The sequence below is a fragment of the Modestobacter sp. Leaf380 genome, from assembly GCF_001424485.1.
Taxonomy (GTDB): domain Bacteria; phylum Actinomycetota; class Actinomycetes; order Mycobacteriales; family Geodermatophilaceae; genus Klenkia.
In genome coordinates, this window is sequence record NZ_LMQC01000001.1 from 577,054 (window position 1) to 598,761 (window position 21,708).

Genomic DNA, 21,708 nt, shown 5'->3' on the forward strand with positions numbered 1-21,708 from the left:
TCAGCTCAGCGCGACGACGGCGCGGGCGAGGGAGAGGACCTTCTCGCCGCCGCTGGTGACGGTGAGGTCGACGCGCACGCGGCCGTCCTCCAGCACGGCCGCGACCCGGCCACGCACGACGAGCTCGGCGCCGACGCCGTCGTCGGGGACGACGACCGGGCGGCTGAAGCGGACCGAGTACTCGACGAGGGCTCCCGGGTCGCCGGCCCACGCGGTGACGGCGCGGGCGGCCAGTCCGGCGGTGAGCATGCCGTGGGCGATGACGCCGGGCAGGCCGACCTCGGTGGCGACCCGTTCGTTCCAGTGGATGACGTTGAAGTCACCCGAGGCCCCGGCGTAGCGGACCAGGTCGGCGCGGGTGACCGGGGTGACCTGCTCGGGGAGCTCGGTGCCGACCTCGACGTCGGCGGACCGGACGACGGCGGCCATCAGGCGGTGCCCCGCGCGACGAGCATCGAGCTGGTGCGGCACACCGGCTCACCGTCCTCGGTGGCCAGGTCGACGCGGGTGGTCAGCATGTCGTTGCCGGCCACGCTGCGCACGGCCTCGACGGAGGCGGTGGCGACCAGCCGGTCCCCGGCGCGGATGGGGCGGTGGTGCACGAACTTCTGCTCCCCGTGCACGACCCGGCTGTAGTCGATGGCGACGTCGGGGTCCTCCAGGACCACGTTCCCGGCACCCAGGCTCAGCACGATGGCGAACGTGGGCGGGGCGATGACGTCGGGGTGGCCGGCCGCGCGGGCGGCGGCGGGGTCCCGGTAGACCGGGTCGGGGTCACCGATCGCGGTGGCGAACTCGGCGATCTTCTCGCGACCCACCTCGTACACGACGGAGGGCGGGTAGCTGCGCCCGACCAGTCCTGCGTCCAGCGCCATGCTCCCCGCCCTCCGTCGTGTCTCGCGGTCCTGCTGGGGTCAGCGGGTCTCGCGGTGGACAGTGTGCTTCTTGTCCTTGGGGCAGTACTTCTTCAGCTCGAGCCGGTCGGGGTCGTTCCGACGGTTCTTGCGGGTGATGTAGTTGCGGTTCTTGCACTCCTGGCAAGCCAGGGTGATCTTCGGGCGTACGTCGGTGGCTGCCATGAGCGTGTCCTCGCCTTGTGCTGGGTGGGTGGAGTGTGGGAGGTCCCCACACGCCGACGGACCCCGCGAGGGGGTCCGTCATGGGTAGCGGCGACCGGACTTGAACCGGTGACACAACGATTATGAGCCGTTTGCTCTACCAGGCTGAGCTACGCCGCCGCGATCGTCAGGCCCGGTCTGGCGACCGGCCCGGGCTGATCGGAGCCCCTTTACGGAATCGAACCGTAGACCTTCTCCTTACCATGGAGACGCTCTGCCGACTGAGCTAAAGGGGCCTGCTTGCTCCCGGAGACCTTACCCCCGGCCCTCTCGGGCGGGTGCTCGGCCCCTCTCGGAGCGTGCCCGGAGACTCTAACAAACGCCCCGGAGGTCGTGTCGCAGGGTGTCCCGTGCGCGTCTCAGGAGCGCACGAAGAGCCGACGGTGCGCGGCCCCGGGTGCGGCGGAGCGGATGCCGGTGCGGGCCAACAGCCAGTTCTCCAGCCGGTCGTCGGGCAGCGGACGGCTCACCAGGAAGCCCTGGAGCTTGTCGCAGCCCATCTCGGCCAGCAGGTCCCGGGTGACCTCGTCCTCGACGCCCTCGGCGACCACGCGCAGGCCCAGGTTGTGCGCCAGCTCGACGATCGACCGGGCGATGAAGGACTCGCTCTGACTGGTCGACATGCCCAGCACGAAGGACTTGTCGATCTTGAGCTCGTCGATGGGCAGCTGGCGCAGCTGGGACAGCGAGGAGTAGCCGGTGCCGAAGTCGTCCATCGACAGCCGCAGACCCAGCGAGTGCAGGTCGGCCAACACGGTGGAGTTGCGCACCGAGTCGTCGACGACACTGCCCTCGGTCAGCTCCAGGGTCAGCAGCTCGCCCGGCACGCCGTGGTGGCGCAGGGCGGCGCGCACCCGGTCGACCAGGTCCACCTCGGCCAGGCAGCGCGCGGACAGGTTCACCGCCACCGACAGTGCGATGTCCTGGTCCAGCCACTTGCGGCAGCGGGCCAGCGCGAGGTCGAGCACGTAGTCGGTGACCATGCCGATCCGGCCGATCTGCTCGGCCAGGCCGATGAAGTCGTCCGGGGGCACGTTGCCGTACCGCGGGTGGGCCCAGCGGACCAGCGTCTCCACCGAGAGGATGTCGGAGGTCACCGCGTCGACGATGGGCTGGAAGACCACGGTGATCTGCTTCTCGGCCATCGCGGACTCGAGTTCGGTGCCCAGCTGCAGACGGCGCAGGCTCTGCTGGTCCAGCACCGGGTGGTAGCTGGCCACGCCGCCCGAGCTGTGGCCGGCCAGCAGGGCGACGTCGGCACGCTGCATGAGCGTGCCGGACTCGTCCCCGTGCACCGGGGAGGCGGCCACGCCCAGGGTCAACGAGATCTCCAGGTCCAGCCCGGCGACCCGGGCCCGGGTGCTCGCGGCGTCCCGGAGCCGGCGGGCCGCGCGCTCGGTCGCCGGCAGGCTCAGCCCCGGCAGCATGACGGCGAACTGGCCACCCTCCATCCGGGCGACCAGCGCGGTCGGCGGCGCGTGCTCGCGCAACAGGCCGGCGGTCACCAGCAGCAGCTCGTCGCTGGCGGCGTGCCCCAGGGTGTCGGTGACCTCGGTGTAGTTGTCCAGCAGGGCGAAGACCAGCCCGACCCGGGCGTTCCCGGCGTCGACGGCGAGCAGGGCGTCGACCTCGGCGGCCAGCCGCTGGCGGTTGGGCAGCCCGGTGAGCCGGTCGTGGTCGGCGTCGTAGCGGATCCGGGTGAGCAGCTGCTGCTGGCGGATCGCGGCGTTGACGTGGGTGAGCATGGAGTCCAGCGCCGCCCGGTCGCCGGAGGCGAAGGAGACGACGTCGCTCTGCCGGTCGCAGACCTCCAGGTAGCCCGGCTCGCCGGCCGCGGTCATCACCGGCGCACCGAGGACCTCCGCGGCACCGCGACGGGACAGCGCCACGAGCTCCTCGGGCGTCGCCCGGGCGGTCGACAGCAGGACCGGCCCCCCGCGCTCGGGGTCGACCGCACGCCGGCGGACGAGGTCGTCGGGGTCGCTGGGGCCGTCGTACCAGGCCTCACCGTCCCCGGCCTGGTCGACGACCAGGCGGGGTTCCTCGTCGAGGTAGGGCGGCAGCCACAGGGCCACGCGCTCGGCGTTGAGGAGCTCCCGGACGGCGGTGACGATCTGCCGGGTGCCCTCCTCGTCGGGGCTGACCTCCTCCACGCGGCGGGCGAAGTCGTAGACCCGCTGGACGTCCCGGCGCTCGCGGGAGGCGCGGGCGGCCTGCCGGAATGTCAGCACGACCGCGGCGACCAGCGGCAGGGTCAGGACCGGGGACCACGCGGTCTGCTCGTTGAGCAGCAGCACGACGATCCCGACCGCCACGCTCAGCGGGCTGATCGCGGCCTGCGACCCCAGCGTGGTGACGACGAAGGACCACCCCGGCCACGAGCTGCTCAGGGTGATGGCGCAGGCGACCATGCAGGCGCCGATGACCCCGGAGGACCCGACCGCCAGCAGGAGCGAGGCCCAGGCCAGCGGGTCGGCGAGGTCCTGCACGGGGAGCACGGACAGCACCAGCGTGGCGGTGGCCACCTCGACGACCGCCTGACCCAGGTTGAACAGGGCCTTGCCGACCGGGTAGCGCTCGCGGACCAGCACCAGGGCCAGCGCGGTGACGCGGGCGGCCAGGGTCCAGAGCCCGCCGATCTCGACCAGGGCGACGACGAGGGCCACCTCGGTGAGGGTGATCGTGAACGTCTGTCGCCGGAACTCCACGTGCAGCGTGACCGAGTCGGTGACCAGGAAGGCCAGGAAGACCACCAGCACGAACCACGACGGCGCGGACGGCGCGACCTGGGAGAAGACGGGCAGGCCGAGGGCCGCCGCGAGCGACAACGCCAGCACGGCGATGCCCCAGGGCGTCCGGAGCAGGCGCACCGCTCGGCGCGGTGTGCCCCACTGAGACTCGGCCAACGTCACCCTGTCTGTCGGGAAGCGCGTCGGCCGAGGCTAACAGCGGGTGAGCACCCCCAGGGGGCACCTCACCCGCACGGGGCACGGCCGCGTCGCCGGAGCGGCGACGTCGGCCGTGCCCGCGGGGTGCTGGAGATCAGCTCCAGCGGGAGCCACGGCTCCAGCGGGAGCCACGGCTCCAGCGCGAACCGCGGGCGGAGGTGCTGGTGCTGGACATGGCGGTGGTGCTGGACATGACGCCTCCTCAGGCATGGCAGGACTGCTCGTTGTGCGGCAGCCGCCCACGCGGGGGCAGAGCAAGGTCGGCAAGGACCGCTGTGAGCAGATTGCGGCGGCTCACCCGTTCGGGCAAGCCAGGACGCGCACGTTCGGGTGATCATCTGGGGCGTCATCACCCACCGTGAGGTCAGATGACCTCAGGTCACCGATCGTGTGACACCCGAGGCGGGTGGTGCGACACGCCGCCCCGGTGGACACCTGGGTGTGACCGCTCACTGACCGACAGGTGTGACCGGGATGCCCCGGGCGGCCGTCCACACGTCGTGCGGCGGGCGCCGCCCCACGGCGCCGCACCCGCCCTAACCTGTCGCCGTGCACACCCGGCGACGCGGCTCCGAGGACGGCTCGACGCTGCCCTTCGTGCTGGTCTGCTGGCTGGTGGCGGCCCTGATGGCCTTCGGTGCCATCGCCGCCTCTGACGCCTTCCTGGAGCAGCAGCGCGTCCAGTCGGTCTGCGACGGCGCCGCCCTCGCCGCGGCCAACCAGACCGACGAGGGCACCGTCTACTCCCAGGGGGTGGGCGCGGCCCTGCCGCTGAGCCGGGCCGGGGCGGAGGCCGCGGTCGCCGACCAGCTGCGCGACGGCGGGAGCCGGCTGGACTCCTGGTCGGCCAGCACCGACGGGGTCGAGGTCACCGTGCGGTGCACGCGCACCGTGGACATCGCCTTCGGCTGGCTGTTCCTGGCCGGCCGGTCGCTGGAGCGCACCGCCGTGGCCAGCGCCCGGGCCCCCACGGCCTGACGGGCCGACCACCCGGGTACGACGACGGCCCCCGACCTGGTGGTCGGGGGCCGTCGTACCGGAGTGCGTGGCGGGTGAAGGATTCGAACCTTCGAAGGCTAAGCCGACGGATTTACAGTCCGCTCCCATTGGCCACTCGGGCAACCCGCCCCGGTGTGGTGCCCGACGAGCGTACAAGATGCAGGCGGACCCCTTCAGCAGTGGTCCACCCACGACAGAGAGGAGCCAGACATGGCCGATGCGTCCTTCGACGTCGTCAGCAAGGTCGACCGCCAGGAGGTCGACAACGCCCTGAACCAGGCGGGCAAGGAGCTGTCCCAGCGCTTCGACTTCCGCGGCACCAACGCCGCGATCGCCTGGGCCGGCGAGGAGGGCGTCACGCTCACCGCCGACACCGAGGAGCGGGTCGCGGCGGCCCTGGAGGTCTTCAAGGAGAAGCTGGTCAAGCGCGGCATCTCGATGAAGGCGATCGACGCCGGCGAGCCGCAGGCCTCGGGCAAGAGCTACAAGATCGCCGCGACCATCCAGCAGGGCATCGCCTCGGACAAGGCCAAGCAGATCGCCAAGGCCATCCGGGACGAGGGTCCCAAGGGCGTGCAGGCCCAGATCCAGGGCGACTCGCTGCGGGTCAGCGGCAAGAAGCGCGACGACCTGCAGGCCGTCCAGGCCCTGCTCAAGGGCAAGGACTTCGAGATCGCCCTGCAGTTCGACAACTACCGCTGAGCGTCTGCGGCGCCCCGTCGGGGCGCCGCAGCGCCGGTCAGCGCTGCTCGAGCCGGCGGGCCATCTCCTCCAACCGGGTGATCCGCTCCGCCATCGGCGGGTGGGTCCGGAACATCGACGCCATCCCGGCACCGCGGAACGGGTTGGCGATCATCAGGTGGCTCTGGGTCACCAGCCGCTGGTCCTGTGGCAGCGGGCGCATCGCGACCCCGGACTCCAGCTTGGCCAGAGCCGAGGCCAGCGCCAGCGGGTCCTGGCTGAGCCGGGCCCCCGACGCGTCGGCCTGGAACTCCCGGCTCCGGCTGACCGCCATCTGCACGACGCCGGCCGCCACCGGACCCAGCACGACCAGCAGCAGGCCGCCCAGCGCGTTGCCCCCACCGCGCTCCCCCGACCTGCCGCCGAAGAGGTTCGCGAACGCCGCCAGCTGGGCCAGGTACGTCACGACGGTGGCCATCGCCCCGGCCACCGAGCCGATCAGGATGTCGCGGTTGTAGACGTGGGACAGCTCGTGGGCGAGCACCCCGCGCAGCTCGCGGCGGTCCAGCAGCTCCAGGATCCCCTGCGTGCAGCACACTGCGGCGTTGCGCGGGTTGCGACCGGTGGCGAACGCGTTGGGCTGGTTGGTCGGGCTGACGTAGAGCCGGGGCATGGGCTGGCGGGCCTCGGTGGCCAGCTCGCGCACGATCGCGTAGACCTGCGGCGCCTGGGTCTCGGTCACCGGGAACGCCCGCATCGACCGCAGCGCCAGCTGCGCGCTGTTGAACCACGCGTAGCCGTTCACGCCCAGGGCGACCACCAGGGCGACCAGCAGTCCGCCCCGGCCACCGATGGCCGCACCGGCGAGCAGGAGGAGCCCGGCCATGAGGCCGAGCAGCAGCGCGGTCTTCAGACCGTTGTTCCAGCGGTGCACGCCCGCTCAACGCCGGGGCCGGGACCGCCGTTCCCCCACCTGGGAGCTGGCCAGGACCCTTCATCAGGACCCCTTATGCTGACTCCCCTGAGCGCCGTCCCCGGCGCCACGGGTCACCTCCCCCGTCCCCCAGGAGCCGGGAGCGCGCGGCGACCATGAGCACCGACACCAGCCCCACGAGCACCGGCGAGCAGCCCGCCGTCGCCCTGCCGAACCGGTCCTCGGGCCGTGACGTCGCCGCCCTGGTGTCGGCGGTGTCGGTCGCCCGCCCGGGTGCCGTGGCGCAGGTGGTGGAGACGCTCACCGGACCCCAGGTGCACGGCAAGGACATCACCGAGCTGCTGCAGCGGATCGCCGACCTCGCCAAGGCCGTCATCGACGACTGCGACTCGGCCGGGGTCACCGCCCTGCAGGACGGGACGCCGTTCACCTCGGCCTTCACCGACGAGCGCACGCTCGCCGTCGACCGGGACCAGTACGACGTGGACGAGGGCCCCTGCCTGCACGCTGCCCGCGAGGGCGTCGTCGTCCGGGTGACGGTGTCCGAGAGCGCGCAGGCGTGGCCGGAGTTCACCCGGGCCGCCGTCGCCGACGGGATGCGCGCCTTCCTGGCCTGCCCACTGCAGGTCGACGGGGTGGGCTTCGGCGCCCTGAACGTCTACAGCCACTCCCTGGACGGCTTCAGCGACGACGACGAGGCCCTCGCCGTGCTGATCAGCCGGATCGGCACCGGCCTGGTGGCCGGGCAGCTGCAGCACCACCGGTCGGCGACGCTGATCAGCCAGCTGGAGGAGGCGATCGCCTCCCGGGCGGTCATCGAGCAGGCCAAGGGAGCCGTCGCCGTGGTCCGGCGGATCACCCCGGACGACGCCTTCGGGGTGCTGCGCAAGGTCTCCCAGGAGAGCAACGTGAAGCTGCGCGAGGTCGCCGTCCGCACGCTGGCGGAGTTCGGCGCGCTCACGAACTGACCCCTCCGGTGAGGGCACCCTGTGTGCTCTCCACCACTGCACGGTCCTGAGCGCTCGGCCGGTGCCCCCCGCGACGTAACCTCGGTCGGTGGAGGTACACCCCTGATGAGCGAGAGCACCCCCTCGACCGAGCCCACCACCCTGACGCAGGCCTCTGCGCCCGGTGGCCTGGTCAAGAGCGTCGTCCAGCTGGACCGGGTCGTCATCCGACTCGCCGGCGACTCCGGCGACGGCATGCAGCTGACCGGCAACCGCTTCACCAGCGAGACCGCGTCCTTCGGCAACGACCTGTCGACGCTGCCCAACTTCCCTGCCGAGATCCGGGCGCCCACGGGGACCCTGCCGGGTGTGTCCAGCTTCCAGCTGCACTTCGCCGACCACGACATCATGACCCCGGGGGACGCCCCCGACGTGCTGGTCGTGATGAACCCGGCCGCGCTCAAGGCCAACATCGCCGACCTCCCCGGCGGCGGTCTGCTGATCGCCGACTCCGACGAGTTCACCGCCCGCAACCTGGCCAAGGTCGGGTACGCGGAGAACCCGCTCGAGGACGGCTCGCTGGACGGCTGGCAGCTGGTCAGCGTCCCGCTGACCTCGATGACCACCGATGCGCTCGCGGGCTCGGGCCTGGGCAAGAAGGAGGCCGAGCGGAGCAAGAACATGTTCACCCTCGGCCTGCTGTCCTGGATGTACCACCGGCCCACCGAGGGCACGATCCGGTTCCTCGAGCGCCAGTTCCGCAAGAAGCCCGAGATCGCCGCGGCCAACATCGCCGCGTTCCGGGCCGGGTTCAACTACGGCGAGACCACCGAGGCGTTCGCGGTCTCCTACGAGGTCAAGCCGGCCCCGATGGCCCCGGGCACCTACCGCAACATCTCGGGCAACCAGGCGCTGGCCTACGGCCTGGTCGCGGCCGGGCAGCGCTCGGGCCTGCCGGTCTTCCTGGGCGCGTACCCGATCACCCCGGCCTCGGACGTGCTGCACGAGCTGAGCAAGCACAAGGCCTTCGGGGTGCGGACCTACCAGGCCGAGGACGAGATCGCCGGCATCGGTGCGGCCCTGGGCGCCAGCTTCGGCGGCGCGCTGGGCATCACCACGACGTCGGGCCCGGGCGTGGCGCTCAAGGGCGAGACGATCGGCCTGGCGGTCATGACCGAGCTGCCGCTGGTCATCGTCGACGTCCAGCGCGGTGGGCCCTCCACCGGCCTGCCCACCAAGACCGAGCAGTCGGACCTGCTGCAGGCCCTCTTCGGCCGCAACGGCGAGGCCCCCGTCCCGGTGGTGGCCCCGCGATCGCCCGGGGACTGCTTCGACGCCGCCATCGAGGCGTGCCGGATCGCGCTGACCTACCGCACCCCGGTCTTCCTGCTCTCCGACGGCTACCTGGCCAACGGCGCCGAGCCGTGGGCCGTGCCCGACGTCGAGTCGCTGCCCGACCTGCGGACCGAGTTCGCCACCGAGCCCAACGGCCCGGACGGGGAGTTCCTGCCCTACCTGCGGGACCCCGAGACCCTGGCGCGGCCGTGGGCGGTGCCCGGCACCAAGGGCCTGCAGCACCGGATCGGTGGGCTGGAGAAGGCCGACGGCACGGGGAACATCTCCTACGACCCGGCCAACCACGACTTCATGACCCGCACCCGCCAGGCCAAGATCGACGGGATCGCGGCGTCCCTGCCGCCCACCGAGGTCGACGACCCCGACGGCGACGCCACCGTCGCGGTGATCGGCTGGGGGTCCACGTACGGGCCGATCGGGGCCGCCTGCCGGCGGATCCGCCGGTCGGGCCGGTCCATCGCGCAGGTGCACCTGCGCCACCTCAACCCGCTGCCGGCCGACCTCGGCGACATCCTGCGGTCCTACGACCGCGTGGTGTGCCCGGAGATGAACCTCGGCCAGCTCTCCATGCTGCTGCGCGCCAAGTACCTCGTCGACGTGCAGAGCCACACCCAGGTGCGCGGGCTGCCCTTCCGGGCCGCCGAGCTCGCCGCCGTCCTGCAGGACGTCATCGACGGGGCGGCCACCACGGCCGACCCCGTCCTGTCCGGAGGCCAGTCGTGACCACACCCATCGACGCGCACGTCCACGAGCTGGGCATGCCCGCGTTCGACCAGCGCATCGCCGACGCCGTCGCCCGCTCCGTGGAGCTGGGCGGTGAGAAGCAGACGACGCTCAAGGCCAAGGACCTCAAGACCGACCAGGAGGTCCGCTGGTGCCCCGGTTGCGGGGACTACGTGATCCTCAACGCCGTCCAGTCGTTCCTGCCCAGCCTGGGCATCGCCCGCGAGGACATGGTCATCGTGTCCGGGATCGGCTGCTCCTCGCGCTTCCCGTACTACATGAACACCTACGGGATGCACTCGATCCACGGCCGCGCCCCGGCCATCGCGACCGGGCTGGCCGCCTCTCGGCCGGAGCTGTCGGTGTGGGTCGTCACCGGGGACGGCGACGCGCTGTCCATCGGCGGCAACCACCTGATCCACACGCTGCGCCGCAACGTGAACCTGACGATCCTGCTGTTCAACAACCGGATCTACGGTCTCACCAAGGGCCAGTACTCCCCCACCTCGGAGATCGGCAAGGTCACCAAGTCCACCCCGATGGGCTCGCTGGACCACCCGTTCAACCCGGTGAGTCTCGCCCTGGGGGCCGATGCGACGTTCGTGGGCCGGGCGATGGACTCCGACCGCAAGGGGCTCACCGACGTGCTGCGGCAGGCTGCCGAGCACCAGGGCACCGCGCTGGTGGAGATCTACCAGAACTGCAACATCTTCAACGACGGTGCCTTCGAGCTGCTCAAGGACCCGTTGACCGGCACCCAGTGGACGATCCCGCTGGTGCACGGGGAGAAGCTGGTCTTCGGCCCGGACGGCGCCTCGTGCGTCGTCGCCGACGGGGCCGGCGGGCTGCGGATCGCCGAGACCAACCAGGTCGAGGAGTCCCAGATCGTGGTGCACGACGCGCACCGGACCGACCCGTCCTACGCGTTCGCGCTGTCCCGGCTGTCCAGCCAGGACCTGCGGTACACCCCGATGGGCGTCTTCCGCTCGATCCAGAAGCCGACCTACGAGGCGATGATGGCCGACCAGCTTGAGGACGCCCGGTCCGGGCAGCCTGCGGACCTGGCGGGGTTGCTCGCCGGGAACGACTCGTGGACAGTCGAGGCGTGACTCGCGGACACACGTACTCCCTCGCCGGCCACCAGCGCCGGTGAGCACCGGGACCGACAGCGTCGTCCGTCCCGGTGAGCCCAGGACGGCGATCGGCCGGCTCACCGCCGACGCCGCCCTGGGCCTGCGGATCGGTGCACTGCGCGCCGGCGGCCTGGCCCTGGCTCTGCGCGGGGACCGGGTGGCCCGGCTGCTGCACCGGCCGTGGCGGCTGGACCCCTACCCGGTCTACGCCCAGCTGCGCGCCGCCCAGCTGGCCGGCGGCCCGGTCCGCTCGGGCACCGGGCTGACGGCGCTGGCCACGCACGCCTCGGTGGAGGCGGTGCTGCGCGACCGGCGGTTCGGCGTCCGGCTCTCCGACGGCGGCGACCGGCTCGGCGGCGGCGAGGACTCGCTCCTGGAGCCGGTGGACCTGTCGCTGCTCACCCTGGACGCACCGGAGCACACCCGGCTGCGCCGGCTGGCCCAGCCGGCGTTCGCCCCGCGGCGGCTGGCGCACTACCGGGAGGTGGCCGAGCGGGTCACCGCACAGCTGCTGGACACCGCACTGGCCCGCCGCGGCCCGTTCGACCTGGTCACCGAGCTGGCATCCCCGCTGCCGATCACCGTCATCGCCGCCCTGCTGGACGTGCCCGACGTGGACAGCGAGCGGTTCGCCCGCTGGGGCCGCGCGCTGGGCTCGGCCCTGGACGGCGTGAAGAGCCCCGCGCACGCCCGGGAGCTGGCCCGGGCCACCGCGGACCTGCGGGCACTGTTCGCCCAGCTGCTGGAGCAGCGCCGCCTCGACCCGGGCGAGGACGTCGTCTCCACGCTGGCGACCGCCGTCGACGGCGGGACCGCCACCGCCGACGAGGTGCTGGCCCTGGCCCAGCTGCTGCTGGTGGCCGGGTTCGAGACGACCACGAACCTGATCGGCAACGCCGTGCAGGCGCTGCAGCGCACGCCGGGCGAGTGGGCGGCACTGGTGGCCGACCCCGGCCTGGCGGGCGCGGCGGTCGAGGAGACCCTGCGCTTCGACCCGCCGGTGCAGCTGACCGCCCGGTTCGCCCACTCCGACGTGGAGATCGAGGGGCGGGCGGTGCGCCGGGACAGCGGCGTGCTGCTGCTGCTGGCCAGCGCGAACCGCGACCCGGCGGTGCACACCGACCCGGACCGGTTCGACCTGCACCGCGTGCAGGCCGCCCCGCACCTGGCGTTCTCCGGGGGCGCGCACTACTGCCTGGGTGCCCCGCTGGCCCGGCTGGAGGGCGAGGTGGCGCTGCGGGTGCTGGCCGAGCGGGCCCCGGGGATGCGGCTGGCCGGCGCGCCGACCCCGCGGGTGGCGACCGTGCTGCGCGGTCCGCTGGCCCTCCCCGTCAGGGTCTGACGCCCCGCAGGGCCCCGGTCAGCACGGCGAGGGCGTCGACCAGCTCCGCCCGGGTGGGCGCTGCCCAGCCGACGACGAGCCCGGCCGGCCCCCCTGCTGCCGTGGTGTGCCGGGCCAGCCCGTCCACCGCCACCCCACCGGCCAGCGCGTCCGCACGGACCCGCTCCTCGGTGGCCCGGTCGGCCAGCGGCACCACCAGGTGGGCCCCGGCGGCGTCGCCGACCGTGCGGTGCCCGGCGTCGGCGACGGCCCCGCGGACCAGGTCGCGGCGGGCGGCCAGCTCGCGGCGGAGCCGGCGCAGGTGCCGGGACAGGTCGCCGTGCCCGGCCAGCGCGGCGAGGACCCGCTGCCCGGCCCGGGCCGGCCGGGTGCCGGTCGCGGTGCGGGCTTCCACCAGCCGGTCCCGCAGTGGCCGTGGGGCGACCAGCCAGCCGACGCCCAGGGTCGGGCTGAGCACCTTGGACGTCGTGCCGAGGTGGACGACGACGTCGGGTGCCAGCGAGGCCAGCAACGGGAGCGGGGCGACGTCGTAGCGCAGCTCGCCGTCGTAGTCGTCCTCCAGCACCAGGGTGCCCTCCGCGCGGGCCCACTCCACCAGCGCGACCCGGCGGGCGGCGGGCAGCCGACCGCCGAGCGGGAACTGGTGGGCCGGCGTGCAGTAGACCGCGGCCAGCCCGGCGGGGACCTCGTCGACGACCAGGCCGTCGTGGTCGACCCGCAGCGGGACGACCGTGACGCCGGTGGCCAGCAGCGCACCGACCGCCCTGCCGTATCCGGGGTCCTCCACGCCGACCCGGGAGCCGGGCGGCAGCAGCCGGGCCACCTCGGCGACGCCGGCGGAGGTGCCGCTGGTGCCCAGCACGTCGTCCGGGTCGGCGGGCAGGCCGCGGTGGCGCAGCAGGTGCTCGACGACGGCCGTGCGGAAGGCGGGGGTGCCGATCGGGTCCCAGCCGACGTCGGGCGGCTCGTCCCCCGCGGCGCGCCAGGCCCGGCGCCAGGCGGCCCGGTCCAGGACCTCCAGGCACGGTGCCCCGGGTCGCAGGTCCACCGCGACCGAGGGCGTCGGGTCGGGGCGGGACCGCCGGTCGACCGGTGCAGCCGGGGGCGTCCCGACGACGAAGGAGCCCACCCCACGGCGGCCCTCCAGCCAGCCCTCGGCGAGCAGCTGGTCGTAGGCGGCCGCGGTCACCGTGCGGCTGACGCCGAGGGTGCTCGCCAGCTGCCGGGTGGAGGGCAGCCGGTCCCCGACGCGGAGCACCGGGGAGGAGCGCAGGCCGTCGGCGAGCTGGACGGCCAGCGGCACGCCGCTGCGCCGGTCCAGCAGGACGGGCGGCTCGGTCATCGTCGCTCCGGTGGACTGGTGGGATCGGTGCGGATTGGCCCTGGGAGGATGCCACGCCGGCGGCCACCCTGGGACCGTGACCAACCTGCCGCTCTCCCCCACCCCCCGGTCCACCGTGCGCCGCAACGCCGTGCGGGCCCGGACCGACCGCGCCGAGCTGTACGCCGTGCTCGACGCCGGCCTGGTGGGGCACCTGGGCATGACACTGCCGACCGGCCCGCTGGTGCTGCCCACCGGCTACGGCCGGGACGGCGAGACGCTGTACCTGCACGGCTCCACCGGGGCGGCCACGCTGCGCGCGGCGGCATCGGGCGTGCCGGTCTGCTTCACCGTCACCCACGTCGACGGGATCGTCTACGCCCGGTCCTCCTTCCACCACTCGATGAACCACCGCAGCGCCGTCGTGCAGGGCGTGGCCCGGCTGGTCACCGACCCGGACGAGCGGTGGCACGGCCTCGGCGTCCTCACCGAGCACCTGGCGCCGGGCTCGTGGACGGCGTCCCGACAGCCCGACCGCAAGGAGCTCGCCGCGACGTCGGTGCTGGCGCTGGACCTCACCGAGGCCAGCGTCAAGACCCGGACCGGCCCACCCGGGGAGGACGAGCGCGACCTCGCCGACCCCGTGGCGGACTGGGCCGGGGTGCTGCCGCTGCGGACCGCGTGGGGCACCCCGGAGCCTTGCCCGCTGTTGCCGGCGGGCACCCCGGTGCCCGCCCGGGTCAGCTCGCGGGGGTGACCCGGAGCAGCTGGTCCTCGCCGTCGCCGTTGTCGGTGGTCAGGTACAGCGCGCCGTCGGCGCCCAGCTGCGGGCTGCGCACCCGGCCGTAGGTGCCCTCGAGCTCGGGGACGCGGAACTGCTCGACCAGCGAGCCGTCCTCGCCCAGCCGCAGGGCCAGCACGCCGGTGTCCTTCTGCACGCCCAGCAGCAGCAGCCCGTCGTAGGCGCCCCACTCCTCGCCGTCGAGGAAGGTGATGCCCGAGACCGCGATCGTGGGGTCCCCGGAGGACCAGACGGCCTCGATCGCGCCGGGGATCTCGGTGTCGGTCATCGGCACCGACTCGTCGTAGTCGCCCGCACCGACCGGGTCCCAGCCGTAGTTTCCGCCGTCGGTGGCCAGGTTGACCTCGTCGTCGACCTGGCTGCCCTGCTCGGCGGTGAAGACGGCGCCGGTGCCCGGCCGGACGGCGAGGCCCTGCACGTTGCGGTGCCCGTAGCCGACGATCGCGTGCGAGGTGGGGTCGGTCAGCTCCAGGAACGGGTTGCCCGCCGAGGGCTGCCCGGTCTGCGGGTCCACCCGGAGCACCTTGCCGGCCAGCGTGGACAGGTCCTGGGCGTTGGTGCCGACGGCGTTGTCCCCGGTGCCGACCAGCAGCTGTCCGGCGTCGTCGAAGCGCAGCCGGCAGCCGCCGTGCCGGCCGGAGTCTGCGTTGACCGGGATGCCACCGACCAGCGGGTCGGCGACCCGGGTGGCCGCGGTCCAGCCCTCGTCCACGGTCCAGGCGGTGACCTCGATGCCGGGCCCGCCGTCGGCGCCGCCGTCGGTGATGCCCGAGCAGGTGTAGAACCGGCGGCTGTCGTCGAAGGCCGGGTCGAGCACGAGGCCCATCAGACCGGTCTCGCCCTCGGCCCACACGTCGTCGAGGTCGGCGTCGAGCGCACGGGAGGTGCCGTCGGGCAGGACGACGGTCAGCCGGCCGTCCCGCTCGTCGAGCAGCAGCGTGCCGTCGGGGGCCTGCGCGACGTCCCAGGGGTGGTCCAGGCCGTCCAGGACCGTCTCCACCTGCAGCGCGGGGGCTCCGGCGGGCGGTTCGGCGGCGGCGTCGGCCGCGTCGGCGGAGTCGGCGGCGCTGCACCCGGCGAGCAGCACCGCACCGGCCAGCAGAGCGGTCAGTCGAGCGGTACGTGGGTTCCCCATGCCCCCCACTGTCCCTGCCGTCCGGCCACGCTGCAGGGGCCCGCCGCGGGCCCTCGAGCGGTGGGGGCGGCGTGACCCTCGTTCAGGCGCTGCGGGTGACGACGTACGCGCACAACGCGGACAGCGCCTCGCGGACCTCGCCGTCGGGCACGCTGCCCAGCCGGGCGCGGGCCCGGTCGGCGTACTGCTCGAGCACCTCGGTGGCGCGGGCCAGCGAGGCCGAGGAACGCAGCAGGGCCAGCGCCTCGGCGTGCTCGGCGTCGTCGGTGACGGGGCCGGCCACCAGCTCGCGCAGCCGGGCCTCGGCCGGGTCGTCGCCGGCCAGCGCCAGCAGCACCGGCAGGGTGGCGATGCCCTCGCGCAGGTCCGTGCCCGGGGACTTCCCCGAGGTGCCGGACTCGCTGACGATGTCGATGAGGTCGTCGGAGAGCTGGAAGGCCACCCCGACCTCCTCGGCGTAGGCGGTGAGGTCGGCCACGACGGCCGGGTCGACGCCGGCGAAGGTGGCCCCGAAGCGGGCCGAGGTGGCGACCAGGGACCCGGTCTTGTCCGCCAGCACCGACAGGTGGTGGGCGATCGGGTCCTCGCCGGGTGCCGGGCCGACGGTCTCCCGGATCTGGCCGGTGACCAGCCGCTCGAAGGTGCGGGCCTGCACCCGGACGGCGTCGGGGCCGAGGTCGGCGAGCAGGTCCGAGGCCCGGGCGAAGAGGAAGTCGCCGGTCAGGATGGCGATGCTGTTGCTCCACCGGCTGTTGGCGCTCGCCGCGCCCCGGCGGACGGCGGCCTCGTCCATGACGTCGTCGTGGTACAGCGTGGCCAGGTGGGTCAGCTCGCAGACCACCGCGGCGGTGGCGACCTGGGGGTCCTCGGCGTCGCCCAGGTGGGCGGCCAGCAGGGCCAGCACCGGGCGGAAGCGCTTGCCACCGGCGGTCATCAGGTGCGCGGCTGCCTCGCCGACGAACTCGTGCTCGCTGACGACGGCGGCCTGCAGTTCGCTCTCGACGCGGGCCAGGCCCGCCGCGAGGGACTCCCCCAGCTCACCCTCGGGCAGCCAGGCCCCGATCGTGGACGCCGGGGTGGCAGACCGGTTCCACAGCTGCGTCTGGCTCCCGCCCCCGGGGGTGGCGGTGCTGGCTCCGGTCATCAACGGTCGAAGATAGACGGCCTGGCTGGACGCCCGGTGGGCGGCTCCACCGGCCCGCTCACCCGACCAGCGTCGCGGCGCGGTCGGCCAGGTCCAGCACCGAGCCGGGGACCACCCCGAGGACCAGGGTGGCGGCCACCGTCACGGCCAGCACGATGGTCGTGGGCAGGCCGGGGACGCCGACCGTGGCCCCGTCGACGGCCGGGTCGGAGAAGTACATGAGCACGATCAGCCGCAGGTAGAAGAACGCGGCGACCGCGCTGGCGACCAGCGCGATGACCGCCAGCGGCCAGGCGCCGACCTCGATGGCGGCCCGGAAGACCGCGAACTTCCCGGTGAACCCGCTGGTCAGCGGGATGCCGGCCAGGGCCAGCAGCAGGAACGCCATGATCCCCGCGGTCAGCGGGGACCGCGTGGCCAGGCCGGCCCACTGGGACAGGTGGGTGGCCTCGCCGTCGCCGTCGCGGACCAGGGTGACCACGGCGAACGCGCCCAGCGTGGTGAGCCCGTAGGCCAGCAGGTAGAACAGCGTCGCCGCCAGGCCCGAGCCGGTCCCCCCGCCCAGGCCGATGACGCCGGTGAGCAGGAACCCGGCGTGCGCGATGGAGGAGTAGGCCAGCATCCGCTTGACGTCGGTCTGGGTGAGCCCCAGCACCGCGCCGACCAGCATGGAGACGATGGCGATGCCGTAGACGATCGGGCGCCAGGTCCAGTCCGCCGTGCCGAAGGCGACGTAGAGCAGCCGCAGGATCGCGCCGAAGGCGGCGACCTTGGTGCAGGCGGCCATGAACGCGGTGACCGGGGTGGGGGCGCCCTGGTAGACGTCCGGCGTCCAGGTGTGGAAGGGCGCGACGGAGGCCTTGAACAGCAGGCCGACGACGAGCAGCCCGAGACCCAGGACCAGCAGCGTGCCGGTGCCCTCGGTGGTGACGGACTCGCGGATCCCGGAGAGCCGGATGGTGCCGGTGGCTCCGTAGACCAGCGCCAGGCCGTAGAGGAAGAACGCGGAGGCGAAGGCACCGAGCAGGAAGTACTTGACCGCCGCCTCCTGGCTCAGCAGCCGGCGCCGGCGGGCCAGTCCGGAGATCAGGTACAGCGGCAGGCTGAGCACCTCGAGGGCGATGAACATGACCAGCAGGTCGTTCGCGGTGACGAAGAGCATCATCCCGCCGACGGCGAAGACGGCCAGCGGGTAGACCTCGGTCTGCACCCGCTCGCTGGTGAGCAGCTCGCGGTCGCGCGGGCTGCCGGCGGGGACGGCGGCCGCGGCCACGAAGGAGGACCGGGCCGGGTCCAGCCCGCGCTCGGCGAACAGCAGGACCGACAGCGCGCCCAGGCCGGCGATGGTGGCCTGCAGGAAGAGCCCGGCGCCGTCGACGGCGAGGGCGCCGGCGGCGGTGACCTCCTCGGTGCCGTCCACGGCCAGCAGCAGCGTGGCGAGGAACGCCCCGACGGTGCCGACCAGGGCGAGGGCGACCTGGACGGGGTGCCGGACGGCGCGGGGGGCGAACGCCTCGACGAGCACGCCGATCGCGGCCGCCCCGAAGACGAGGAGCAGCGGGGCGAGCGCGGCCAGCGACAGCGACGGCGCCTGGATCGGACCCATCAGTCGGCTCCCTGCTCAGAGGTGGGTTCGGCGGTGACCGGCTCGGTGCCCGCCGGGTCGGAGCCGACGTCGACCATGGTGGCGGCGACGGCGGGGTCGATCAGCGCCAGCAGCGGCTGCGGGTAGACGCCCAGCCCGATGACCAGCGCGATCAGCGGCGCGACGACGACCAGCTCGCGGCGGCCCAGGTCGCGGAACGCACCCGGCTTCTCCAGCACCAGGCCGCGAGCCGGGCCGTGCATGGTGCGCTGGACCATCAGCAGCACGTACAGCGCGGCGAGCACGATGCCGACGGTCGCGAGCACGGTGGCGACCGGCCAGGTCGGGAACGACCCGATGAGCACCAGGAACTCGGACACGAAGCTGTTGGTGCCCGGCAGCGCGAGGCTGGCCAGGCCCGCCACCAGCAGCACCCCGGCGAGCAGCGGGGCCTTCGTGGCGACGCCGCCGTAGTCGCCGATCTGCCGGGACCCGCCGCGGGCGATCAGCATGCCGACGACCAGGAAGAGCAGCCCGGTCGAGATGCCGTGGTTGACCATGTAGAGCACCGCGCCGGTGCCGCCCTCGGTGGTGAAGGCGAAGACGCCCAGCGCGATGAAGCCGAAGTGCGCGATCGACGTGTAGGTGACCAGCCGCTTGAGGTCGGACTGGCCCATCGCCAGCAGCGCGGCGTAGCCGATGCCCAGGACCGCGAGCACCAGCACGTACGGCGCGAAGTCGCGGGCGGCGTCGGGGAACAGCGGCAGGCAGTACCGGATGAAGCCGAACGTGCCCACCTTGTCCAGCACGCCGACCAGCAGCACGCCGCCGCCGATCGGGGCCTCGGCACCGGAGTCGGGCAGCCAGGTGTGGAAGGGCACCAGCGGGGCCTTGATGGCGAAGGCGATGAAGAAGCCGAGGAAGAGCAGCTTCTGCACGCCCGGGTCGATCTCCAGCTGGCGCAGCGCGTCGAAGGCGAACGTGCCCTCGCCGAGCTGGCTGTTGCTCACCACGTACAGCCCGATGACCGAGGCCAGCATGACCAGCCCGCCGAGCAGGCTGTAGAGGAAGAACTTCACCGCGGCGTACTGCCGGCGGGGTCCGCCGAAGCTGCCGATGATGAAGTACATCGGGACGAGCATCGCCTCGAAGAAGACGTAGAACAGGAACACGTCGGTGGCCACGAAGACCCCGACCATCATCGCCTCGAGCACCAGCAGCCAGGCGAAGTAGGCCTTCATCGGCCGCCCGCCGGGCCCGGTGTCCCGCCAGGACGCGACGACGACGACCGGCACCAGCACCCCGATGAGCAGCAGCATCACCAGCGCGATGCCGTCGACGCCCAGGGCGAAGTCGACGCCGAACGCCGGGATCCAGGAGACCGACGTCGCCAGCTGGAACCGCTCGCCGCCGACGTCGAAGGCGACGGTGGCCAGCACCGCCAGGACCAGCACGACCAGGCTGACGGCCAGCGCCACGACCTTGGCCTGGGCGTCCCGGCCCCTGGGCAGGGCGGCGACGACGGCGCCACCCACCGCGGGCACCGCGATCATCGTGAGCAGCCACGGGAAGTCGCTCACGGGGTGTGCTCCCTGGGTCCGGAGGAGGTGTGGGCGGGCACGGGGACGGGCCTCACGAGGCCACCGCCAGCAGGGCGGCGGCGACGAGCACGGCGCCGCCGAGCATGCCCAGGGCGTAGGAGCGGACGAAGCCGGTCTGGGTGCGGCCCAGCCGGGACGAGGACCCGCCGAGGCCGGCGCCGATGCCGTTGACCAGGCCGTCGACGCCGCGGTTGTCGACGTAGACCAGGGCCCGGGTGAGCCACATCCCCGGCCGCATGAAGACCGTCTCGTTGACGGTGTCGGCGTAGAGGGCGTTGCGGGCCGCGCGCACCGGCAGCGACACGCGCTCGGGCGCGACGACGGGCACCTCTCGGCGGCCGACGAACAGCCAGGCCACCAGCACCCCGACCGCGACGACGAGGGTCACCAGCACGCTGACCGCCAGCGGCGGGACCACGTGCGCGGTCGCCTCCTCCGGCGCCCCGAACACCGGGGCCAGCCAGTCGGCGAGCGGGAACACCTCGACCAGCAGGAAGCCCGCGGCCACCGACCCGACGGCCAGCACCACCATCGGCGCCGTCATCACCGCGGGCGACTCGTGCGGGTGCACGCCGTCCTCCCAGCGGGGGCGGCCGGCGAACGTCATCAGCATCAGCCGGGTCATGTAGAACGCGGTCAGCCCGGCCCCCAGCACGGCGACCCCGCCCAGCAGGTACCCGGACACCCCGCCCCGGTCGAAGGCGGCCTCGATGATCGCGTCCTTGGTCCAGTAGCCGGACAGGAACGGGAAGCCGATCAGGGCGAGGTAGCCCAGCCCGAAGGTGACGAACGTGGTCTTCATCCGCCCGGCCAGTCCGCCGAAGCGGCGCATGTCGGTCTGGTCGCCCATGCCGTGCATGACCGATCCCGCGCCCAGGAACAGCCCGGCCTTGAAGAAGCCGTGGGTGAGCAGGTGCGCGATGGCGGCCACGTAGCCGACCGGGCCCAGCCCGACGGCCAGGAACATGTAGCCGATCTGGCTGACCGTGGACCAGGCCAGCACCTTCTTGATGTCGTCGAAGGCGCAGCCCGCGACCGCGCCGATCAGGATCGTGATCGCACCGACCACCAGCACGACGGTGCGGGCGGTGGGGCTGGCGTCGAAGACCGGGGCACTGCGGGCGATCAGGTAGACCCCGGCGGTGACCATGGTGGCCGCGTGGATGAGCGCCGAGACCGGGGTCGGGCCCTCCATGGCGTCGGGCAGCCAGGCCTGCAGCGGGAACTGCCCGGACTTGCCGCACGCGCCCAGCAGGAGCAGCAGGCCCAGCGCGGTGACCGTGCCGCCGGCCAGCAGGCCGACCGAGCCGAGGACACCCGCGTAGGACGTCGTCCCCAACTGCACGAACATCACGAAGACCGCCAGGGCCAGGCCGACGTCCCCGACCCGGTTCATGACGAACGCCTTCTTGGCGGCGGTGGCCGCGGCCGGGCGCTGGTACCAGAACGCGATCAGCAGGTAGGAGGCGAGACCGACGCCCTCCCAGCCGACGTAGAGCGCCACGAAGCTGTCGCCCAGGACCAGCAGCAGCATCGCGGCGACGAAGAGGTTCAGGTAGGCGAAGAACCGGCGGCGGGCCGGGTCGTGAGCCATGTAGCCGACCGAGTACACGTGGATGAGCGCGCCGACCCCGGTGATCAGCAGCACGAAGACCGCCGACAGCGGGTCGTAGAGCAGCCCCGCGGTCACGTCCAGCTGCCCGGTGGAGATGAAGGTGAACAGCTCCACGCCGACGCTCTTCGTGGTGAGCCCGGACAGCTGCACGGTGCTCGCGACAGCGAGGACGAACGCGGCGACGACGGTGCCGATGGCCAGCAGGTGGCCCCACCGGTCGGTGCGCTTCCCGCCCAGCAGCAGCACGGCCGCGCCGGCCAGCGGCAGCGCGATCAGCAGCCAGGACGCAGCGAGCAGGCCCGTCGCGGGCACGGTTTCCACGAG

The 21,708-nt window shown here is 73.4% G+C and carries 18 protein-coding genes and 3 tRNA genes; 7 read left to right on the forward strand and 14 right to left on the reverse strand.

Annotated features, from left to right (window positions below):
- The 6 genes from ASG41_RS02740 to ASG41_RS02765 form a co-directional block, all read right to left on the reverse strand.
- Positions 1 to 429 carry a MaoC family dehydratase gene (locus ASG41_RS02740; RefSeq protein WP_056289282.1) on the reverse strand — a complete coding sequence of 143 codons (429 nt, stop codon included), beginning with the start codon at positions 427 to 429 and terminating at the stop codon, positions 1 to 3.
- Entirely contained in the window at positions 429 to 875 is a 447-nt protein-coding gene (locus ASG41_RS02745; protein WP_056289286.1) for a MaoC family dehydratase N-terminal domain-containing protein, read from the reverse strand. The genes ASG41_RS02740 and ASG41_RS02745 overlap by 1 nt, the downstream gene beginning before the upstream one ends.
- Before the next feature lie 39 nt (positions 876 to 914).
- Positions 915 to 1,079 (reverse strand): 50S ribosomal protein L33, encoded by a 165-nt coding sequence (rpmG, locus tag ASG41_RS02750; RefSeq protein ID WP_056289289.1) that lies wholly within the window; start codon positions 1,077 to 1,079, stop codon positions 915 to 917.
- Positions 1,080 to 1,164: 85 nt separating this feature from the next.
- Positions 1,165 to 1,238: transfer RNA gene (locus ASG41_RS02755), tRNA-Met, on the reverse strand.
- A gap of 43 nt (positions 1,239 to 1,281) precedes the next feature.
- A tRNA-Thr gene (locus ASG41_RS02760) sits at positions 1,282 to 1,354 on the reverse strand.
- Between the two features lie 123 nt (positions 1,355 to 1,477).
- Complete coding sequence (locus tag ASG41_RS02765; protein ID WP_157518915.1) at positions 1,478 to 3,988, reverse strand: bifunctional diguanylate cyclase/phosphodiesterase; 2,511 nt, start codon at positions 3,986 to 3,988, stop codon at positions 1,478 to 1,480.
- 627 nt (positions 3,989 to 4,615) lie between these two features.
- Here ASG41_RS02765 and ASG41_RS02770 point away from each other — a divergent pair.
- Entirely contained in the window at positions 4,616 to 5,044 is a 429-nt protein-coding gene (locus tag ASG41_RS02770) for a pilus assembly protein TadG-related protein (protein WP_056289292.1), read from the forward strand.
- 68 nt (positions 5,045 to 5,112) lie between these two features.
- Here the strand turns inward: ASG41_RS02770 and ASG41_RS02775 are convergent.
- Positions 5,113 to 5,194 (reverse strand) — tRNA-Tyr (locus ASG41_RS02775).
- Between the two features lie 81 nt (positions 5,195 to 5,275).
- On the opposite strand from ASG41_RS02775, the gene ASG41_RS02780 reads away from it, so the two are divergent.
- A complete protein-coding gene (locus ASG41_RS02780; protein WP_056289296.1) occupies positions 5,276 to 5,767 on the forward strand; it encodes a YajQ family cyclic di-GMP-binding protein in 492 nt (163 codons plus the stop codon).
- A 37-nt stretch (positions 5,768 to 5,804) separates the two neighbouring features.
- On the opposite strand, the gene htpX is transcribed toward ASG41_RS02780, so the two are convergent.
- Positions 5,805 to 6,680, reverse strand: a complete 876-nt coding sequence (gene htpX / locus ASG41_RS02785; protein ID WP_056289299.1) for a zinc metalloprotease HtpX — start codon at positions 6,678 to 6,680, stop codon at positions 5,805 to 5,807.
- A 155-nt stretch (positions 6,681 to 6,835) separates the two neighbouring features.
- Between htpX and ASG41_RS02790 the strand changes: the two genes are divergently transcribed.
- From ASG41_RS02790 to ASG41_RS02805, 4 genes are all read left to right on the forward strand, one after another.
- On the forward strand, positions 6,836 to 7,648 hold the full coding sequence (locus tag ASG41_RS02790; protein WP_056289302.1) for a GAF and ANTAR domain-containing protein: 813 nt from the start codon (positions 6,836 to 6,838) through the stop codon (positions 7,646 to 7,648).
- Positions 7,649 to 7,753: 105 nt separating this feature from the next.
- The gene (locus ASG41_RS02795; RefSeq protein ID WP_056289305.1) at positions 7,754 to 9,706 is read left to right on the forward strand and encodes a 2-oxoacid:acceptor oxidoreductase subunit alpha; all 1,953 of its coding nucleotides are present in this window, start codon (positions 7,754 to 7,756) and stop codon (positions 9,704 to 9,706) included.
- Positions 9,703 to 10,815, forward strand: coding sequence for a 2-oxoacid:ferredoxin oxidoreductase subunit beta (locus ASG41_RS02800; RefSeq protein WP_235564394.1), 1,113 nt, complete (start codon positions 9,703 to 9,705; stop codon positions 10,813 to 10,815). Before ASG41_RS02795 ends, ASG41_RS02800 begins: the two co-directional genes overlap by 4 nt.
- Positions 10,816 to 10,855: 40 nt before the next feature.
- Entirely contained in the window at positions 10,856 to 12,181 is a 1,326-nt protein-coding gene (locus tag ASG41_RS02805; protein ID WP_235564396.1) for a cytochrome P450, read from the forward strand.
- Here the strand turns inward: ASG41_RS02805 and ASG41_RS02810 are convergent.
- Positions 12,171 to 13,523 (reverse strand): PLP-dependent aminotransferase family protein, encoded by a 1,353-nt coding sequence (locus ASG41_RS02810; protein ID WP_056289308.1) that lies wholly within the window; start codon positions 13,521 to 13,523, stop codon positions 12,171 to 12,173. The genes ASG41_RS02805 and ASG41_RS02810 overlap by 11 nt on opposite strands.
- Positions 13,524 to 13,599: 76 nt before the next feature.
- Here ASG41_RS02810 and ASG41_RS02815 point away from each other — a divergent pair, with 76 nt between their 5' ends.
- Positions 13,600 to 14,259 carry a pyridoxamine 5'-phosphate oxidase family protein gene (locus ASG41_RS02815; protein ID WP_200938680.1) on the forward strand — a complete coding sequence of 220 codons (660 nt, stop codon included), beginning with the start codon at positions 13,600 to 13,602 and terminating at the stop codon, positions 14,257 to 14,259.
- Here the strand turns inward: ASG41_RS02815 and ASG41_RS02820 are convergent.
- The 5 genes from ASG41_RS02820 to nuoL all read right to left on the reverse strand — a co-directional run bounded on the left by ASG41_RS02820 (position 14,243) and on the right by nuoL (position 21,705).
- Complete coding sequence (locus ASG41_RS02820) at positions 14,243 to 15,439, reverse strand: sorbosone dehydrogenase family protein (protein WP_056289310.1); 1,197 nt, start codon at positions 15,437 to 15,439, stop codon at positions 14,243 to 14,245. The two genes, ASG41_RS02815 and ASG41_RS02820, sit on opposite strands and share 17 nt — an antisense overlap.
- An 82-nt stretch (positions 15,440 to 15,521) precedes the next feature.
- A complete protein-coding gene (locus ASG41_RS02825) occupies positions 15,522 to 16,583 on the reverse strand; it encodes a polyprenyl synthetase family protein (RefSeq protein WP_082556475.1) in 1,062 nt (353 codons plus the stop codon).
- 58 nt (positions 16,584 to 16,641) lie between these two features.
- Entirely contained in the window at positions 16,642 to 18,189 is a 1,548-nt protein-coding gene (gene nuoN / locus ASG41_RS02830; RefSeq protein ID WP_056289313.1) for an NADH-quinone oxidoreductase subunit NuoN, read from the reverse strand.
- Positions 18,189 to 19,748: an NADH-quinone oxidoreductase subunit M gene (locus ASG41_RS02835; protein WP_056289316.1), complete on the reverse strand. Its 1,560-nt coding sequence runs from the start codon at positions 19,746 to 19,748 to the stop codon at positions 18,189 to 18,191. The genes nuoN and ASG41_RS02835 overlap by 1 nt, the downstream gene beginning before the upstream one ends.
- A 52-nt stretch (positions 19,749 to 19,800) precedes the next feature.
- On the reverse strand, positions 19,801 to 21,705 hold the full coding sequence (gene nuoL, locus ASG41_RS02840) for an NADH-quinone oxidoreductase subunit L (RefSeq protein ID WP_200938681.1): 1,905 nt from the start codon (positions 21,703 to 21,705) through the stop codon (positions 19,801 to 19,803).
- Between the last annotated feature and the right edge of the window lie 3 nt (positions 21,706 to 21,708).

What these genes read in the sequence shown, in the direction of transcription:
- ASG41_RS02740 (WP_056289282.1), bottom strand. Translation starts at nt 429, where the DNA reads ATGGCCGCCGTCGTCCGGTCCGCCGACGTCGAGGTCGGCACCGAGCTC.
- ASG41_RS02745 (WP_056289286.1), bottom strand. Translation starts at nt 875, where the DNA reads ATGGCGCTGGACGCAGGACTGGTCGGGCGCAGCTACCCGCCCTCCGTC.
- rpmG (WP_056289289.1), bottom strand. Translation starts at nt 1,079, where the DNA reads ATGGCAGCCACCGACGTACGCCCGAAGATCACCCTGGCTTGCCAGGAG.
- ASG41_RS02780 (WP_056289296.1), top strand. Translation starts at nt 5,276, where the DNA reads ATGGCCGATGCGTCCTTCGACGTCGTCAGCAAGGTCGACCGCCAGGAG.
- ASG41_RS02790 (WP_056289302.1), top strand. Translation starts at nt 6,836, where the DNA reads ATGAGCACCGACACCAGCCCCACGAGCACCGGCGAGCAGCCCGCCGTC.
- ASG41_RS02795 (WP_056289305.1), top strand. Translation starts at nt 7,754, where the DNA reads ATGAGCGAGAGCACCCCCTCGACCGAGCCCACCACCCTGACGCAGGCC.
- ASG41_RS02810 (WP_056289308.1), bottom strand. Translation starts at nt 13,523, where the DNA reads ATGACCGAGCCGCCCGTCCTGCTGGACCGGCGCAGCGGCGTGCCGCTG.
- ASG41_RS02820 (WP_056289310.1), bottom strand. Translation starts at nt 15,439, where the DNA reads ATGGGGAACCCACGTACCGCTCGACTGACCGCTCTGCTGGCCGGTGCG.
- ASG41_RS02825 (WP_082556475.1), bottom strand. Translation starts at nt 16,583, where the DNA reads ATGACCGGAGCCAGCACCGCCACCCCCGGGGGCGGGAGCCAGACGCAG.
- nuoN (WP_056289313.1), bottom strand. Translation starts at nt 18,189, where the DNA reads ATGGGTCCGATCCAGGCGCCGTCGCTGTCGCTGGCCGCGCTCGCCCCG.